The sequence below is a fragment of the Pseudomonas sp. Pso3 genome, from assembly GCF_055393275.1.
Genome location: NZ_AP043687.1, coordinates 3,689,999 through 3,705,561, shown reverse-complemented (window position 1 = coordinate 3,705,561; position 15,563 = coordinate 3,689,999). Strand labels below are relative to the sequence as shown.

Here is a 15,563-nt window from a genome sequence, read left to right as displayed (position 1 = left end):
ACCGAAGCCCTGCCTGCGCAGGGCTTTCGGCGTTAGAGGGGAATCACCATGATGATCAGCGTTCCGGGCGTGCTGACGCCCGAGCAGGTAAGGGAATGCCGGGAGCGGCTGGAGGCGGCCGCCTGGGCCGATGGCCGGCACACGGCCGGTTTCCAGTCGGCCATGGCCAAGGACAATCTGCAGCTGCCGGCGGACGAGCCGGCGGCGCGCGCGGTGGGCGAGCTGATCCAGCAGGCGCTGGCACGGCATCCGCTGTTCGTCGCCGCGGCGCTGCCGGCACGGGTGTTTCCGCCGCTGTTCAATCGCTACCAGGGCGGCCAGTCCTTTGGCCTGCACGTGGACAATGCCCTGCGGCCGCTACCGGATGGCAGCGGCTACCTGCGCACCGATCTGTCGGCCACGCTGTTCTTTTGCGAGCCGGACGAATACGACGGCGGCGAGCTGGTGGTGGAAGACACCTATGGCGCCCACAGCGTCAAGCTGGCGGCGGGCGATCTGATCCTCTATCCGGCCAGCAGCCTGCACCGGGTGCTGCCGGTCACCCGCGGTACCCGGCTGTGTTCCTTCTTCTGGATCCAGAGCCTGGTGCGCGACGCCGGCCAGCGCGGCCAGCTGTTCGAATTGGACCAGGGTATCCAGCGGGCGGCGGCCGAGCTGGGGCAGGGCCACGAGGCCTGCCTGCAGCTGACCGGTGTCTATCACAACCTCCTGCGGCTGTGGGCCCAGCCCTGATCCGCGGGGGTCTGTTCCAGCTGCACAGCCTGCTCGGGCTGGCGGCGGGCCTGGTGCTGGTGGTGCTGGGGGTGACGGGGGCGCTCTATAGCTTTCAGCTGGAGTTGCTGGAACTGCTCAATCCGCCGCCCACCGCCGCGACGCCGGACCAGCGCCCGCTGACACTGCCGGAAGTGCGGCAGCGCCTCGTGCCGCCGGACCGGGAGCTGAGCTTCGTCTCCAGCATGGCGGGGGAGGGCTACGGCCTGCTCGGCCTGGCGCCGGCGAGCGGCCAGGGCCGTGGCGAGGTGCTGCTGTTCGATCGCTACACTGGCGAGGTGCAGAAGGCGCCGCGCGGCCAGGCGTTCTTTCGCCTGGTCCTGGACCTGCACCGCTCCCTGGCCCTGGGACCGGTAGGCAAGGCCCTGACCGGCGCCGCCACCCTGATCCTGCTGGTGCTCTGCCTGTCCGGTCTCTATTTGCGCTGGCCGCGCCAGATAAGGCGCTGGCGCACCTGGCTGACCCTCGACTGGGCGCGTCGGGGGCGGAGTTTCCACTGGGACCTGCACGCCGTGGCGGGCACCTGGTGCCTGCTGGTCTATCTGCTGGCGGCGCTGACCGGTCTGTACTGGTCCTATGACTGGTATCGCCAGGCCAGCGAGCGATTGCTGGGGGCGGCGCCGGAGCCCCGGATCAGCGGCGTGGTGGCGCGCCAGGACGTGGACCTGGATGCGCTCTGGCAGAGCTTTCGGCAGGAAACCGGCGGACAGGTCGAGGGCTATGGCCTGCTGCTGCCCAATCCGGCGCGCAAGGTCAGTCAGCCGACCCTCTGGTACCTGCCCGACGAGGCCGAGCATGTCCGTGCCCTCAATCGGATCGTCTTCGATGGCGCGGGACGGGTGCTCGATCACCGCCGCTACAGCGAACAGCCGCTCGGCGCTCGGCTGCTGCTCAGCGTCTATGCGCTGCATTCGGGCGAGTATTTCGGTCTGGCCGGACGGGTAGCCCTGGCGCTCGCCAGCCTGGCCATGCCGCTGTTCATGGTGACTGGCCTCTGGCTCTATCTGGACCGCCGCCGCAAGCGTCGCCAGGCGCACCAGGCCCGGCGCGGCCTGCTGCCGGCCACGCCGGGCGCCGCCGACTGGCTGATCGGCTATGCCAGCCAGAGCGGCCAGGGCGAGGCACTGGCCTGGCAGGCCGCCGGCCAGTTGCAGGCGGCGGGACTCAGCGCGGAAGTGGTCGCACTCGGACGGCTCTCGGTCGAGCGCCTGCAGCAGGCCACCCAGGCGCTGTTCGTCGTCGCCACCCACGGCGATGGCGAGGCACCGGACGCCGCCCGTGGCTTCGAACGACGGATGCTGACCCAGACCGCGCTGCCGAATCTGAACTTCGGGGTGCTGGCCCTGGGCGATCGGCGCTACCCGGCCTATTGCGCCTTCGCCCGGCGGCTGGATGCCTGGCTCGCCGGGCAGGGCGCGCGGCCGCTGTTCGCCCCGGTGGAGGTGGACAATGGCGACGCTCGGGCGCTCGCGCTCTGGCAGGGTCGACTCGAGGCCCTGGGCGCCGTGGCCATCGAGCCAGCGGTCGAGCGGCCACTGCAGGCCTGGCCGCTGCTAGCGGTGCAGCCACTCAATGCCGGCAGCCCCGGTGGAGCCGTCTTCGAGCTGCAGCTGCTGCCACCGCCCGGGAGCAGTTGGGCACCCGGCGATATCCTCGAGATCGCCCCCCGCCAGGGCGCCGAGCGCGTGGCAGCCTGGTTGTCGCCCCTGGGGCTGGCCGCGGAAGGCGTGGTGGTGGGCGACGGCGTCAGCCAGACCCTCGCCGCGGCCCTGGACACCCGCCTGCTGCCGGAAGACCAGGCCGCGCTGGCGGGCCTGGACCCCCAGGCGCTACTCGACGCTCTGCTACCGCTCGCCGTGCGCCAGTACTCCATCGCCTCGCTGCCCGACGAAGGTGCGCTGCGATTGCTGGTGCGCCAGCACCGTAAGACGGACGGTCGCCTGGGCATCGCTTCCGGCTGGCTGACCTCAGGGCTGCGGCCGGGCGCTCAGGTGCAGGCGCGACTCCGCGCCCATCCGGGCTTCAGACCGCCGCTGGACCAGCGCCCGCTGATCCTGATCGCTGCCGGGACCGGACTGGCCGGGGTGCGCCCGCTGTTGGCTGCCCGTATCGCAGCCGGGTACCGGCGCAACTGGCTACTGTTCGGCGAACGCACGGCGGCCCACGACGATTTCTATGGGGCGGAGCTGGATGCCTGGCAGGCGCGGGGTGAACTGGAACGGCTGGACCGGGTGTTCTCGCGGGACGGCGATGGCTATGTGCAGGACCGCCTGCGAGCGCAACGGCAGTTACTGCTGGACTGGCTGGCGGCGGATGCCGTGATCATGGTCTGCGGCAGCCTGCCGGGCCTGGGGCGCAGTGTCCAGGCGACCCTGGCGGCGCTGCTCGGCGAGGCCAAGGTCCAGCGGCTGATCGACGAAGAACGCTACCGTCGCGATCTCTACTAGACCTAGGCCCGGGCGATGCACCAGACGCCGGCACCGATCAGCGCCACGCCGGCCAGCTTGCCGAGGGTGACCGGGTCCTGGCGAAAGCCGGCCCAGCCGAAGTGATCCAGGCTCAGCGACATGGCCAGCTGCCCGGCGATCACCAGCGCCATGAACAGGGTGGCGCCGATGCGCGGACCGGCGAAGGCGGCCATGGCGATAAAGAACATGCCCAGCAGGCCGCCGCACCAGTGCCACCAGTGCAGTTCGCGCAGGGCACCCAGGGTGGGGACGCCACGCTGCCAGAGGGTCAGGCCCAGCAGGGCGACGAGACCGACCATGAAGGAAATGGACGCCGCGGCGAAGACGCTGCCGAGGTGCCGGGCGAGTTGGCCGTTGATGCCGGCCTGCAGCGGCAGGCAGGCACCGGCGATGAACGGCAGGACGAGCAGCCACCAGACGGGCATCGACAGGACTCCAGGAAAAAGGGGGCGCGCAGTATGCCCCAGTGGGTGGGCGAAGCGGTCGAACCGGCGACCTCCGGTCGGGCTCCAAGCTCTATCGAATTCCGGAGCGACTGCCATGACGCCACGGGTGGACAAGCCTCTGCCGATCCGCGAGGAGCCGGGCCTGCAACGCTGGATCTGGCGCTGCGAGCGGCTGGGCTGGGTGCTGCTGGGCCTGTTCGTCGCCCTGGCCCTGGCCGGCCTGTTCGCCAGCGGCGGGCCCTGGGCCACGGCGACCCGGGTCAGCGCGGACGGCCAGCTCCGGGTCGAGTACGAGCGCTTCCAGCGCCGGGGTGCGCCGGCGACCCTGACCCTGGAACTGGCACCCGGCCTCGACCGCATCGGCCTGGATGAGCGCCTGGTGGCCGACTGGACGGTGGAAGCCCTCTATCCCCAGCCGCTGCGCATGACCAGCAGCGACGGGGTGCTCTGGCTCGATCTGGCGCCGGGAGCGGGGTCGAGTCGACTGCACCTCGCCTTGCGCCCGGACCGCCTGGGCACCGTCGACTGGCGGATCCTGCGACCTGGCCAACCTCCGTTGGCACTCTCCGCCTTCATCTATCCCTAGGGAATTGCCATGGAATCCGTCCTGCGCGCCGCCGCCCTCTACGCCTTTCTGCTGGTGCTGTTTCGCATCACCGGACGGCGGGCGCTGTCGGAGATCACCACCTTCGATTTCGTCCTGTTGCTGGTGATCGGCGAGGCGACCCAGCAGGCGCTGCTGGGGGATGATTTTTCGGTGATCAATGCCTTCGTGGTGATCGCCACCCTGGTGCTGATCGACATCCTGCTGTCGCTGTTCAAGGAACGTTCGCCCCGGGTCGGGCGCTTTCTCGACGGGGTGCCGCTGATCGTGGTGGAGTACGGCAAGCCGCTGACGGAGCGACTGCGCAAGGCCCGCCTCACCGAGGAAGACATCCTCGAGGCGGCGCGGCAGAGTCAGGGGCTGGAACGGCTGGAGCAGATCCGCTTCGCGGTGCTGGAAAAGAACGGCCAGATCTCGGTGATACCCGAGCCGGGAGAAAAGTGAACGGACGTGAAAGCAGGAAGGGCAGGATGAGCCTGCCCTTCGCCCTGGCCTGGATCAGGCCGGATTACTGCTGGCCGCCACCGCCGCTGTTCTGACCGCCCTTGCGGCCGGCCTCGGACGCCTTCTCGCGGTCATTGGCGAAGTTGCCGCCACTGTTCTCGCCGCCCTTGCGGCCGGCTTCGGCGGCGCGCTCGGGGTCATTGGCGAAGTTGCCGCCGCTGTTCTGGCCGCCCTTGCTGCCCGCCTCGGCGGCGCGCTCGGGATCGTTGGCGAAGTTGCCCCCGCTGTTCTGTCCACCTTTGCTGCCGGCTTCGGCGGCCTTTTCGCGATCGTTGGCGAAATTGCCGGGATTGGAGTTGTTGGTGCTCATCGTGGATTCCTCTTGATCGTGGGACGAAGGAGCCGGGTCCACCCGGACGTGGCTCCGCTACAAGGAGGGAAGCGCCTAGCGGCTACCACCCTTGCGTCCGGCTTCGGAGGCTTTCTCGCGATCGTTGGCAAAGTTGCCCCCGCTGTTCTGGCCGCCCTTGCGCCCGGCCTCGGCAGCCTTCTCGCGATCATTGGCGAAGTTGCCGGGATTGGAGTTCGAATTCTTGGTGGTCATGGTCGCTCTACCTCTTTTGGGAATGTAGTGCAGAACACATTGCCTGCCCTGGTATTGAGGAGCGGACGCGGCGAGGTTTCCCGGCCAGGGGATGGGTGGTCGCAGGCCATGGGCCACTACCAGGTCTGTATCTAAATTCGGCCGAGGCGCTGTCCAACCTTGCCGCTGGGTTGGACGGAGCAGAGAAGCTGTGCGGACTGGAAAAGCCTGGACGCAGCGGCGCCGCTGCGTCCAATACCTGTGGCTCTTACCTTGTACGACGGGTGGCGGCGGGTCTAGAAGCCGTCGATGGGAATCTTCAGGTAACGACGGCCATTGGCCTCGGCCGGCGGCAGGGTGCCGGCGCGGATGTTTACCTGGATCGCCGGCAGGATCAGCGTCGGCATGGACAGGGTGGCATCACGGCGGGTGCGCAGGGCGACGAAGGCATCCTCGTCCACGCCATCGCGGACATGCACGTTGAGGGCGCGCTCTTCACCCACGGTGGTCTCGTGGCGCGCTTCGCGGCCGGCAGGCGGATAGTCGTGGCACAGATAGAGGCGCGTGGCCTCGGGCAGGGTCAGCAGCCGGCGGATCGAACGATAGAGGTCGCGAGCGCTGCCGCCGGGGAAGTCGCAGCGCGCCGAGCCGACATCGGGCATGAACAGGGTATCGCCGACGAAGACATGCTCCTCCTCCACCTGGTAGGCCATGTCGGCCGGAGTGTGGCCGGGCACGTGCAGGGCGCGGGCGGTCAGGGCGCCGATGTGGAAGACCTCGTCGGGCTGGAACAGGTGATCGAACTGGGAGCCGTCGAGGCGGAATTCCGGCTCCAGGTTGAAGACGTCCTTGAAGGCGCCCTGGACCCGGCGGATGCCCTCGCCGATGGCGATGCGCCCGCCCAGTTGCCGCCGCAGATAGGGCGCGGCGGAGAGGTGGTCGGCGTGGGCATGGGTCTCCAGCAGCCACTCCACCGTCAGCCCCTGATCGCGCACGAAGCGGGCGACGCGATCCGCCGACAGGGTGGCGGTGCGGCCCGAATGCGGATCGTAGTCCAGCACCGAGTCGATGATGGCGCAGCGACTGCCGGGGGCTTCGTAGATCACATAGGTGAAGGTGGACGTGGTGGCGTCGAAGAAGGGTTCGATGCGCGGAGTCATGACCGGGCCTCGTCAAGCTGTGGGATGTCCCACCTTACCACGGGGCTCCGCCGCTCCGCGGCGTGCCTCGTCGCCGCAGCCCGTATGGACTACCGCAGACCGTTCGTCGCCCGGCAACGGAATTGCAACGGATGCAACAGGATGTTTCGATACCTCCGAGGTAACGTTCGCCGGTCAATCGCCGCTGCATCGAGGTCAAGCGTGTCTACATCCGGATCCCTGGCCAAGTCGGCGGCGCGGCCCCTGCGATTCGCCCTCGTCGGTGCTGCGGCCACTGGAGTACACATGGCCGTCGCTGCCCTGCTGTTGGGGGGATGGAATTGGCCAGCCTATATCGCCAACCTGGGCGCCTTTCTGGTCGCTTTCGGCGTTTCCTATCTGGGTCATCGCTATCTGACCTTCGCCCGTGCCGGCTCGCCCTGGCGCTTCCTGCTGGTGGCGCTGGCCGGCTTTGGCCTCAACAATTTGCTGCTGACCGGCTTGCTTGCCTGCGGTGTGCCGGTCCTCTATGCGCTCCTTGCCGCCACCGCCCTGGTGCCGGTATTCAGCTATCTGCTGTCGTCCCTGTGGGTGTTCCGATGAGCGATGCCGTTAAGCTTTCCCTGGTGGTGCCGGTCTTCAATGAAGAGCTGGCTATCGCGCTTTTTTACCAGGCAGTCTGCATCCATCCCGAGCTGTCGCGGCACGACCTGGAGCTGTTGTTCGTTGACGATGGCAGCCGCGACGGCAGCGCCCGAGTGCTGGAGCGCCTGCAACGAGAAGATCCGCGCGTGGTGCTGCTGCAGCTGTCGCGCAATTTCGGCAAGGAGGCGGCGCTGTTCGCCGGCATCGAGCACGCCAGGGGTGACGTGGTGATACCGCTGGACGTAGATCTGCAGGACCCTCTGGACGTCATCCCGCGGTTGCTCGAACAGTGGCAGCAGGGCGCCGACGTGGTGCTGGCCAAGCGCGTCAATCGCAGCAGCGACAGCCCGCTCAAGCGGCTGACCGCCGAGGGCTTCTATCGCCTGCACAATCGCATCGCGCAGACGCCCATCGAAGAGAACGTCGGCGATTTTCGGCTGATGAGTCGCGAGGTGGTAGACGCCATCCGCGAACTGCCCGAGCGCAACCTGTTCATGAAGGGCATTCTCTCCTGGGTGGGTTTCGACACCCGGGTGGTGGAATATGAGCGCGCGCCGCGCAGTGCCGGCTCGAGCAAGTTCAACGGCTGGAAACTGTGGAACCTGGCGCTGGAGGGCTTCACCTCCTTCAGCACCGTGCCGCTGCGACTCTGGACCTACCTGGGAGGTTTCGTCGCCCTGGTGTCCCTGGCCTACGCCGGCTATCTGATCTTCGAGAAACTGGCCTTTGGCAACCGGGTACCCGGCTATCCCTCGTTGATGACCGCCATCCTGTTCTTTGGTGGTGTCCAACTGATCGGCATCGGTGTACTGGGTGAGTACATCGGTCGCATCTATATCGAGACCAAGCGGCGACCGCGTTATGTGCTCAAGCGCGGGGCAAAGCGCGATGCCTAGTACCGCGCCTGCTGCATCTCCTTCAAGCGACTCAGGGTGCGGCGGAAGGGGAATTCCAGAAAGCCGCGGGTGTACAGCTGATCCAGGGGCACGGCGGCCTCCAGGTAGAGCGGGCGGCGGCGGTCGTAGGCTTCGTCGACCAGGGCGATGAAGCGGCGCACGGCGTCGTCCTGGGGCGCCAGGCGGGGCAGTTCGCGGTCGCCGGCCAGGACCCGCGTCGCGCCGTCTTCGGTGCCGCGGGCGATCCGGCCCGCACGGGGATCGCCGGACAGGCAGGGCACGCCGCTCAGCAACAGGGCGGGGAAACGGGTGCAGAGATCCATGTAGTCGGTGGTGGCCCAGGTGCCCTGGCAGAGCACGGCGAAATCCAGCCAGATCGCGCTGGAGGCCCGCTGCACCACGGGCAGCGGGCGCTCGCCGAGGATCAGGGGCGCGGTCGTCACGGCTTCTCCCGCGGTGAGGCGGGCAAAGGTCGTGGCGAGGGCGGTGGGATCGTCCACCCAGAAGCGCGGTTCGGCTTGGCCTTGGTGCAGGCGGTGATCCTGACCGCCGTCCACCTCCAGCACGTCCAGGTGTGCCTGCAGAGCGGCGATGGCGGGCAGCAGGCGCTCGCGATTGAAGCCGCCGGCATAGAGCTGCTCCGGCGGCTGGTTGGAGGTGACCACCAGCACCAGACCTTGGTCCAGCAGGGCGCGCAGCAGGCCGCCCACCAGGATGGCATCGCCGATGTCGCTGACGAAGAGTTCGTCGAAGCACAGCACCCGCACCTCGGCGGCCAGCTCCCGGGCCAGCACCTGCAGGGGATCGCGGGTGCCGGCGAGCTGGAACTGACGCTGGTGCACCCAGCGCATGAAGTGGTGGAAGTGCTGGCGGCGGGCGGGCACCGGCAAGCTGGCGTGGAACAGATCCAGCAGCCAGGTCTTGCCACGGCCGACCGGCCCCCAGAGATAGAGACCGCGCGCCGGTTGGTCCGCCAGCAGCGCCGCGTGGCAGGCCTCCAGGCACAGGGCGGCGGCCTCCTGGGCGGCATCGGGCAGGCGATCGCCTTGGGCCAGGGCGTGGTGGTAGGCGGCGAGGGGGGAGGGTGCGGTGGTCATGGTCGCCACTCTAGCCTCCGTGTTGACGCCAGACCATGCCCCGGCGGAATGACGTGAGTCCTTTATAGCGTTTGAAGGCAAGCGGCCGCGGTTCGATAGTGCGAGACGATCCCTGCCGGACGCTTCCGGCACCTCTTTTCGTCCTGCCTGGAGCCCTGTCATGGCCGCCGATTCGACCCTGCACCTCGCCCACTGCCTCGCCTCCGTGGGCGTCTCCGAGATCCTCAAGATCACCGAGCGCGCCAATGCCCTGCGCCGCCAGGGCGCCGATCTGCTGGTGCTGGGTGCGGGCGAGCCGGACTTCGATACCCCGGAGCACATCAAGGAGGCGGCGATCCAGGCCATCCGCGCCGGCCAGACCAAGTACACGGTGCTCGACGGCAGCCCGGCGCTCAAGGAGGCCATTCGCCGCAAGTTCGCCCGGGAGAACGATCTGGTGTTCGCCCAGGACGAGGTGACCGCCTCGGCCGGGGCCAAGCAGGTGATCTTCAACGCCATGATGGCGACCCTGGACCCGGGCGACGAGGTGATCATCCCCGCGCCCTTCTGGGTGACCTATGCCGACATCGTCACCATCCTCGGCGGCACGCCGGTGGTGCTGCCGTGCCGTGAGGAGGATGGCTTCCGCCTGACCGCCGAAGCCCTGGAGGCGGCCATCACCTCGCGCACCCGCTGGGTGATGCTCAACTCGCCCTCCAACCCCTCGGGGGCGGCTTATGGCGAGGAACACTATCGCCCGCTGCTGGAGGTGCTGCTGCGCCATCCGCAGGTCTGGCTGATGGTCGACGACATGTATGAGCACATCCTCTACGACGGCTTTCGCTTCGTCACTCCGGCCGCGCTGGAGCCACGGCTGCGCGAGCGGACCCTGACCATCAACGGCGTCTCCAAGGCCTATGCCATGACCGGTTGGCGCCTGGGCTATGCCGGCGGACCCAAGGCGCTGATCCAGGCCATGGCCAGTGTGCAGAGCCAGGTGACCTCCTGCCCCTGCTCGGTCAGCCAGGCCGCGGCCATCGCCGCCCTGGATGGGCCGCAGGACATCGTGCGCGAGCGCTGCGAGCTGTTTCGCCAGCGGCGGGATCTGGTGGTGGACGCGCTGAACGCGGTGCCGGGCCTGTCGGCGCGGCGGCCCGAGGGGGCCTTCTATGTCTACGCCAGTTGCGCGGGGGTCTTGGGTCGGCGGACGCCGGGCGGGGAGCTGATCGACAGCGATACGGCCTTTGCCCGCTACCTCATGGACGAGGGCGGGGTGGCGGTGGTGCCAGGCTCGGCCTTTGGCCTGGCGCCTTACTTCCGGGTTTCCTACGCCACCTCGCACGAGGTGCTGCAGGAAGCCTGCCGCCGGATCGCCGAAGCGACCCGGCGGCTGCTGGCCTGATCAGCCGGCCGGCGGTGCCGGGGGCGCCGGCGGTTGAGCGCCCGGGGCGACCGGCTGGACGCCGGGGGGCGGGGGCGGCGGCAGACGACCGGGACCGCGGGGTGCCGGCGGGGTATCCAGGGTCTGCAGCGAGTTGGCATCGGCGCCGAGGGCGCTGACCCGGAAGGCACGGCCCTGGGCATTGGCCACCAGCTCGCCGCGGACGGCTACGGTCTGACCGGGCTTGAGCAGCGCTTGCAGGCGCAGGGCTTCATGGGGCGGCAGGCGCAGGGCGGTACCGTCCTGCAGCAGGGCGCCGTTCACGTCGCCACGGGGACCGTGCAGCAACTGGACGATCTGGCCCTGGAGGCTGTCGCCATCGCGCTCGGTGCCCGGTGCCGGGGGTGCCGGCGGACGGCGACCGGCCACGCGATCGGGGCCTTCGTCGGTGACCGTCTTGCCGGTCTGGACGTTGGTCAGGGACACCGCCTGGACCAGCGGCAGGCTGGCGGCGCGCAGACCGGCGACGTTGATGCTGTCACCCGGCTTGAAGGTGGCGGCCAGTTGCTCGGACAGGTGCGGCGGGGTGTTGACCTCGGTGCCGTCGGCCAGGATCAGGCCGTCGATATCGCCGCGGGGATTGAGCAGGAACTGCTTGAGCTGGCCCTGCTGGGTAGGGATCTGGGCGCTGGCCGCGGTGGTGGAGGCGGTGCTGCCGGCGGGTGCGGTTTGTGCCAGGACGAGGCCGCTGACGGACAGCAGGGCGAAGGTCCCGATCACGAGGGTTTGGGTCTTGGTAGGCATGGATGACTCCTGCGGTGGTTGACGATCAGGATATTGCAGGGCCTGTGCCAACTTTTATTTTCTATATAAATCAATACCTTGCGATTTATGGAGACCGTTCGAGCCAGGCATTGCGTCCGGCTGGCGGACATACCTGTCGGCAAAGCGGACAGCCTAAGAGCCTGTCCAAAGTCTGCTGCGCGTCGGCCAAACGGCGTTGAAAATGGCTTCGGAATGCTCATTTACCACTCGTAAACTCCGCTTCCTCAGTCATTTTCGCCTTGTTTGTCTCTAGCTCGCGAGACTTTGAATAGGCTCTAAGCGGGACTGTCGTCTGCGCCGACACCCAGGCCCAGCCGACTCAGCTTGGTGTAGAGCAGCTGGCGATGGATGCCCAGGCGGCGGGCCGCTTCGGCGCGATTGCCGCCGCTGCGCTGCAGGGCGCGCTCGATCAGCAGGCGTTCCAGGCGCGCGGTGGCTTCGGCCAGGGTCTCCTCCGGCCAGCTGGCGTCGATGGCCACCTCATCCGGGGTCTCGCCCTGCAGGAAGGCCAGGTCGGCGGCGACGATGCGTTCGCCCTGGGCCAGGGTCGCGGCGCGCTGGATGGCGTTGCGCAATTCGCGCACGTTGCCCGGCCAGGGGTGGCGCAAGAGCAGGGCGGCGGCATCGTCCGCCAGGACGCGGCCGCTGGGGGCGAGGAAGTGTTCGGCCAGCGGCAGGATGTCGGCCCGCCGCTCGCGCAGCGCCGGCAGGTGGATGGGTACCACGTGCAGGCGATAGAAGAGGTCTTCGCGGAAGTCGCCGCTGGCGACCCGCTGGGCCAGGTCGCGGTGGGTGGCCGCTACCAGACGCACGTCCAGGCGCACCGGCGCGCCACCCACCGGCGTCACCTCGCGTTCCTGCAGGGCGCGCAGGATCTTGGCCTGCATGGGCAGCGGCATGTCGCCGATCTCGTCGAGAAAGAGGGTGCCGCCCTGGGCTTCGCGAAAGGCACCGAGGCGATTGGCGGTGGCCCCGCTGAAGGCGCCGCGCACATGGCCGAAGAGTTCGCTTTCCAGCAGATCCGGCGGGATGGCCGCGCAATTGACCGCCACGAAGGGCGCCCCGCGTCTCTTGCCATGCTCGTGAATGGCCCGGGCCACCAGTTCCTTGCCGGTGCCGGTCTCGCCGGTGACCAGCACCGTGGCCTCGCTGTCCACCAGGCGGCCGATGGTCTTCTGCACCTGGCGCAGGGCGTCGCTGCCGCCAACCAGGGTATGGCCCTCGACCGTGGCCGGTGGCGCACTGGCCGGACCGCGCTGGGCGGTCATGCCGGCCAGTACCCGGATCAGCTCGTCACGGCCGATGGGCTTGGTGAGGTGGTCGAAGGCGCCCAGGCGCATGGCCTCGATGGTGTTGCCGGCGCTGGCGAAGGCGGTCAGCACCGTGACCGCCGGCGGCTCGGGGAGGGCGCGGATGCGCGCCAGCACCTCCAGGCCATCCAGCCCGGGCATGCGCAGGTCGAGCAGCACGGCGTCCACCGTCTCCTGCGTCAGGAGCTGCAAGCCCGTTTCGCCCCCGTCGGCCTGCAGCACCCGGTAGCCCTGGTCAGCGGCGGTTTCCGCCAGGGCGTCGCGCAGACCGGCGTCGTCATCGATGATCAGCAGGGTTGGCATGGTAGGAGGATCTCGAAGCGCGTGGGAAGGGAGGGATCGATCAGTCGCGCCTCGCCGCCGTGGGCGCGGGCGGTCTCGCGGACCAGGGCCAGGCCCAGGCCGGTGCCCTCCGGGCGACCGGTGACGAAGGGCTCGAAGAGCTGGGCGCGCAACTCGGCGGGTGGCCCCTGGCCTTCGTCTTCCACCGCCAGCACCAGCCAGTCGCCGCGCCGGCTGGCATCGAGACGGATCTCGCTGTCTGCCGGGGCGGCCTGGAGGGCGTTGAGCAGCAGGTTGTCCAGGGCGCGGGCCAGGGCGTCGCGATCGAACCAGCCCTCATCGACGGCCACCCGGGCGGTCAGGCGGATGCCGCGCTGGACGGCCTGGTCTTCGTGACCGGCCAGCACCTCGCGGCAAAAGGCCGGCAGCGCGATGACAGTGGGTTGCAGGTGCAGCGGCTGGGTGAGGTCGAGCAGGCGGCGCAACAGGCGGTCCAGCCGGGTGACCTGGGTGAGGATGGCGTCCAGCGCCTTCTGCTGCCGGCCGCTGTCGCCGGCCAGGGCGTTCTCGGCCTTGAGGCGCATGGCGGCCAGGGGGTTGCGGATCTCGTGGGCGACCCCGGCGGCCACCCGACCGAGGGCGGCCAGCCGTTCACTGGCGTGGACCTGGGTGGTCAGCCGCTGGGCCTCGTCCCGGGCCTGGGTCAGGCGCTGCCCGGCCTGGTTGAGCGCCGCCAGCACCCGGTCCAGCTCGCGCTCGCCAGTCAGGGCGAGGGTGGGTAGGTCATGGCTGGCATTGGCGCCCAGATCGCGCTCGACCCGCGCGACATGGCGCGACCACTGCCAGGTGAGTCGGCCGAGCAGCAGAGTGGCGGCGAGCATGGCCAGCAGCAGCAGGCCCAGGCCCAGTTTCAGCTGGCGCTGCCCGCTGCCCTCGGCGAAGGTCAGGCGGGTCAGGGTCCAGGCGGTGAGATCGGCAATGGGCCCGGACAGCGGGCAGGCGGCCACCAGCACCGTGGCGCCGTCCGCGCTGAAGCTGTCGCTCAGGCTGCGTGCCTCGGCCAGGGTCGCGGCGGAGAGATCGGCCAGGTGCTGGCGTTCGGCAGCGGTCAGGGGGAAGGGACTGGCATCGGCCAGCAGTCCCGCCTGTTCCTGCCAGAGGCCGCCGGCCATGCCGCGATAACGCAGCAGGGCGACACTGGCCACGCCGCCGAGACTGCGCTGCAGCGCCGGGTCGGCGAGGCCCGCGGTAGGGCCGGACCAGCCATTGCTGTAGAAGCGATAGCTGCTGGCGATGGCCTGGCAGGCCTGCTCGGCTTCAACCGTGGCCTGGCCGAGCTGGGCGCTTTCCGACTGGCGCAAGAGCAGGATCATCAGCCAGCCGACCCCGACGGCCATGCCGCCGAGCATCAGCAGCAGGGCAATCAGGCGACTGCGCAGCGATCCGAACATGGGCTTTCTCTTCCAGGCCTTGGCCTGGATAGAGTGCCACACCCGTGTGGAGTTCGCGGCGCAGAGCGGGTGTCAGCCGCGCCGGCCGAATTCGGCTTCCTGCGCCGTCCAGCCGGCGACCCTGTCGCTAAGCGACAGCCCCAGGCCCGGCCGGGTCGGCACCAGCATCCGCCCGTCACGGGTTTCCAGGCGTTCGTTGAACAGCGGCTCCAGCCATTCGAAGTGTTCCACCCAGGGCTCGGTGGGGTAGGTGGCGGCCAGGTGTACATGCAATTCCATGGCGAAGTGCGGCGCCAGCATCACGCCGGCCTGCTCGGCCAGCGCAGCCACCTTGAGGAAGGGCGTGATACCGCCCACCCTTGGCGCGTCGGGCATCAGGAAGTCGGCACCGCGCAGACGAATGAATTCCTGGTGTTCGGCAATGCTGGTGAGCATCTCGCCGGTGGCGATGGGGGTATCGAAGGCCGCAGCCAGGGCGGCGTGGCCCTCGGCGTCGTAGCAGTCCAGCGGTTCCTCGATCCAGATCAGGTTGAATTCCTCGAAGCGCCGGCACATCCGCTGGGCGGTGGGTCGGTCCCATTGCTGGTTGGCGTCGACCATCAGCGGGAAGCTGTCGCCCAGGTGGCGGCGCACGCGGGCGACGCGCTCAAGGTCCAGGGCGCAGTCGGGCTGGCCGACCTTGAGCTTGATGCCGCCGATGCCTTTTTCCCGGGAAAGATCGGTGTTCACCAGCAACTGCTCCAGTGGCGTGTGCAGGAAGCCGCCGGAGGTGTTGTAGCAACGCACCGAGTCGCGCTGGGCGCCCAGCAGGCGCGCCAGGGAAAGGTTGGCGCGACGGGCCTTGAGGTCCCAGAGGGCCACGTCGAAGGCGCCGATGGCCTGGGTGGCGAGGCCGCTGCGACCCACCGAGGCGCCGGCCCAGCAGAGCTTGGTCCAGAGTTTCTGGATGTCGCTGGGATTCTCGTCGAGCAGCACCGGGGCGATTTCCCGGGCGTGGGCGAACTGGCCCGGGCCACCGGCGCGCTTGGAATAGCTGAAGCCCAGGCCACGCTGGCCGTCGCGGGTCTCGATCTCGACGAAGAGGATGGCGATCTCGGTCATCGGCTTCTGCCGGCCGGTGAGCACCTTGGCGTCGCTGATGGGGGTGGCCAGCGGCAGGAACACGGAAGCCAGACGGACCCAGGCGATGCGGTCCCGGTCGGCGCTGTAGGAGGTGTCGGTCATGAGGAAAGTCTCCGGGGT

The 15,563-nt window shown here is 69.0% G+C and carries 15 protein-coding genes and 1 pseudogene; 7 read left to right on the top strand and 9 right to left on the bottom strand.

The window, feature by feature from the left end:
• Positions 1–48 precede the first annotated feature (48 nt).
• Both ACZ5R1_RS17475 and ACZ5R1_RS17470 read left to right on the top strand, forming a co-directional pair.
• Complete coding sequence (locus ACZ5R1_RS17475; protein WP_027597177.1) at positions 49–732, top strand: Fe2+-dependent dioxygenase; 684 nt, start codon at positions 49–51, stop codon at positions 730–732.
• Positions 732–3,218, top strand: coding sequence for a PepSY domain-containing protein (locus ACZ5R1_RS17470; RefSeq protein WP_464713295.1), 2,487 nt, complete (start codon positions 732–734; stop codon positions 3,216–3,218). The genes ACZ5R1_RS17475 and ACZ5R1_RS17470 overlap by 1 nt, the downstream gene beginning before the upstream one ends.
• 2 nt (positions 3,219–3,220) lie before the next feature.
• Here the strand turns inward: ACZ5R1_RS17470 and ACZ5R1_RS17465 are convergent, their stop codons facing one another.
• Positions 3,221–3,670 (bottom strand): DMT family transporter, encoded by a 450-nt coding sequence (locus ACZ5R1_RS17465; protein WP_244898778.1) that lies wholly within the window; start codon positions 3,668–3,670, stop codon positions 3,221–3,223.
• 109 nt (positions 3,671–3,779) lie between these two features.
• Between ACZ5R1_RS17465 and ACZ5R1_RS17460 the strand changes: the two genes are divergently transcribed.
• On the top strand, positions 3,780–4,271 hold the full coding sequence (locus ACZ5R1_RS17460; RefSeq protein WP_464712617.1) for a hypothetical protein: 492 nt from the start codon (positions 3,780–3,782) through the stop codon (positions 4,269–4,271).
• Positions 4,272–4,280: 9 nt separating this feature from the next.
• Positions 4,281–4,733 carry a DUF421 domain-containing protein gene (locus ACZ5R1_RS17455; protein ID WP_027597173.1) on the top strand — a complete coding sequence of 151 codons (453 nt, stop codon included), beginning with the start codon at positions 4,281–4,283 and terminating at the stop codon, positions 4,731–4,733.
• Between the two features lie 64 nt (positions 4,734–4,797).
• Here ACZ5R1_RS17455 and ACZ5R1_RS17450 read toward each other — a convergent pair whose 3' ends face one another.
• From ACZ5R1_RS17450 to ACZ5R1_RS17440, 3 genes and pseudogenes are all read right to left on the bottom strand, one after another.
• The gene (locus tag ACZ5R1_RS17450) at positions 4,798–5,103 is read right to left on the bottom strand and encodes a con-10 family general stress protein (RefSeq protein WP_007159629.1); all 306 of its coding nucleotides are present in this window, start codon (positions 5,101–5,103) and stop codon (positions 4,798–4,800) included.
• A 75-nt stretch (positions 5,104–5,178) separates the two neighbouring features.
• Positions 5,179–5,310, bottom strand: a pseudogene (locus tag ACZ5R1_RS17445) (con-10 family general stress protein); the annotation flags it as partial.
• Positions 5,311–5,612: 302 nt separating this feature from the next.
• Complete coding sequence (locus ACZ5R1_RS17440) at positions 5,613–6,476, bottom strand: MBL fold metallo-hydrolase (protein WP_464712616.1); 864 nt, start codon at positions 6,474–6,476, stop codon at positions 5,613–5,615.
• 285 nt (positions 6,477–6,761) lie between these two features.
• On the opposite strand from ACZ5R1_RS17440, the gene ACZ5R1_RS17435 reads away from it, so the two are divergent.
• Positions 6,762–7,058 carry a GtrA family protein gene (locus ACZ5R1_RS17435; protein WP_158541718.1) on the top strand — a complete coding sequence of 99 codons (297 nt, stop codon included), beginning with the start codon at positions 6,762–6,764 and terminating at the stop codon, positions 7,056–7,058.
• The gene (locus ACZ5R1_RS17430; protein ID WP_219860455.1) at positions 7,055–7,996 is read left to right on the top strand and encodes a glycosyltransferase family 2 protein; all 942 of its coding nucleotides are present in this window, start codon (positions 7,055–7,057) and stop codon (positions 7,994–7,996) included. The genes ACZ5R1_RS17435 and ACZ5R1_RS17430 overlap by 4 nt, the downstream gene beginning before the upstream one ends.
• Here ACZ5R1_RS17430 and zapE read toward each other — a convergent pair.
• Positions 7,993–9,093 (bottom strand): cell division protein ZapE, encoded by a 1,101-nt coding sequence (gene zapE, locus ACZ5R1_RS17425; RefSeq protein ID WP_464712615.1) that lies wholly within the window; start codon positions 9,091–9,093, stop codon positions 7,993–7,995. The two genes, ACZ5R1_RS17430 and zapE, sit on opposite strands and share 4 nt — an antisense overlap.
• 160 nt (positions 9,094–9,253) lie before the next feature.
• Here zapE and ACZ5R1_RS17420 point away from each other — a divergent pair, with 160 nt between their 5' ends.
• Positions 9,254–10,474, top strand: a complete 1,221-nt coding sequence (locus ACZ5R1_RS17420; protein ID WP_288407126.1) for a pyridoxal phosphate-dependent aminotransferase — start codon at positions 9,254–9,256, stop codon at positions 10,472–10,474.
• Here ACZ5R1_RS17420 and ACZ5R1_RS17415 read toward each other — a convergent pair whose 3' ends face one another.
• The 4 genes from ACZ5R1_RS17415 to ACZ5R1_RS17400 all read right to left on the bottom strand — a co-directional run bounded on the left by ACZ5R1_RS17415 (position 10,475) and on the right by ACZ5R1_RS17400 (position 15,545).
• A complete protein-coding gene (locus ACZ5R1_RS17415; RefSeq protein ID WP_027597167.1) occupies positions 10,475–11,257 on the bottom strand; it encodes a hypothetical protein in 783 nt (260 codons plus the stop codon). It lies immediately after the preceding gene.
• 296 nt (positions 11,258–11,553) lie between these two features.
• A complete protein-coding gene (locus tag ACZ5R1_RS17410) occupies positions 11,554–12,891 on the bottom strand; it encodes a sigma-54-dependent transcriptional regulator (protein ID WP_464712614.1) in 1,338 nt (445 codons plus the stop codon).
• Positions 12,876–14,321, bottom strand: a complete 1,446-nt coding sequence (locus tag ACZ5R1_RS17405; RefSeq protein WP_464712613.1) for a sensor histidine kinase — start codon at positions 14,319–14,321, stop codon at positions 12,876–12,878. The genes ACZ5R1_RS17410 and ACZ5R1_RS17405 overlap by 16 nt, the downstream gene beginning before the upstream one ends.
• 72 nt (positions 14,322–14,393) lie before the next feature.
• Positions 14,394–15,545, bottom strand: coding sequence for an L-talarate/galactarate dehydratase (locus ACZ5R1_RS17400; protein WP_464712612.1), 1,152 nt, complete (start codon positions 15,543–15,545; stop codon positions 14,394–14,396).
• Positions 15,546–15,563: the final 18 nt, after the last annotated feature.

Coding starts and splice junctions, on each gene's coding strand:
- ACZ5R1_RS17405 (WP_464712613.1), bottom strand. CDS start 14,321: ATGTTCGGATCGCTGCGCAGTCGCCTGATTGCCCTGCTGCTGATGCTC.
- ACZ5R1_RS17430 (WP_219860455.1), top strand. CDS start 7,055: ATGAGCGATGCCGTTAAGCTTTCCCTGGTGGTGCCGGTCTTCAATGAA.
- ACZ5R1_RS17435 (WP_158541718.1), top strand. CDS start 6,762: ATGGCCGTCGCTGCCCTGCTGTTGGGGGGATGGAATTGGCCAGCCTAT.
- ACZ5R1_RS17415 (WP_027597167.1), bottom strand. CDS start 11,257: ATGCCTACCAAGACCCAAACCCTCGTGATCGGGACCTTCGCCCTGCTG.
- ACZ5R1_RS17460 (WP_464712617.1), top strand. CDS start 3,780: ATGACGCCACGGGTGGACAAGCCTCTGCCGATCCGCGAGGAGCCGGGC.
- ACZ5R1_RS17455 (WP_027597173.1), top strand. CDS start 4,281: ATGGAATCCGTCCTGCGCGCCGCCGCCCTCTACGCCTTTCTGCTGGTG.
- ACZ5R1_RS17475 (WP_027597177.1), top strand. CDS start 49: ATGATGATCAGCGTTCCGGGCGTGCTGACGCCCGAGCAGGTAAGGGAA.
- ACZ5R1_RS17410 (WP_464712614.1), bottom strand. CDS start 12,891: ATGCCAACCCTGCTGATCATCGATGACGACGCCGGTCTGCGCGACGCC.
- zapE (WP_464712615.1), bottom strand. CDS start 9,093: ATGACCACCGCACCCTCCCCCCTCGCCGCCTACCACCACGCCCTGGCC.
- ACZ5R1_RS17420 (WP_288407126.1), top strand. CDS start 9,254: ATGGCCGCCGATTCGACCCTGCACCTCGCCCACTGCCTCGCCTCCGTG.
- ACZ5R1_RS17400 (WP_464712612.1), bottom strand. CDS start 15,545: ATGACCGACACCTCCTACAGCGCCGACCGGGACCGCATCGCCTGGGTC.
- ACZ5R1_RS17440 (WP_464712616.1), bottom strand. CDS start 6,476: ATGACTCCGCGCATCGAACCCTTCTTCGACGCCACCACGTCCACCTTC.
- ACZ5R1_RS17450 (WP_007159629.1), bottom strand. CDS start 5,103: ATGAGCACCAACAACTCCAATCCCGGCAATTTCGCCAACGATCGCGAA.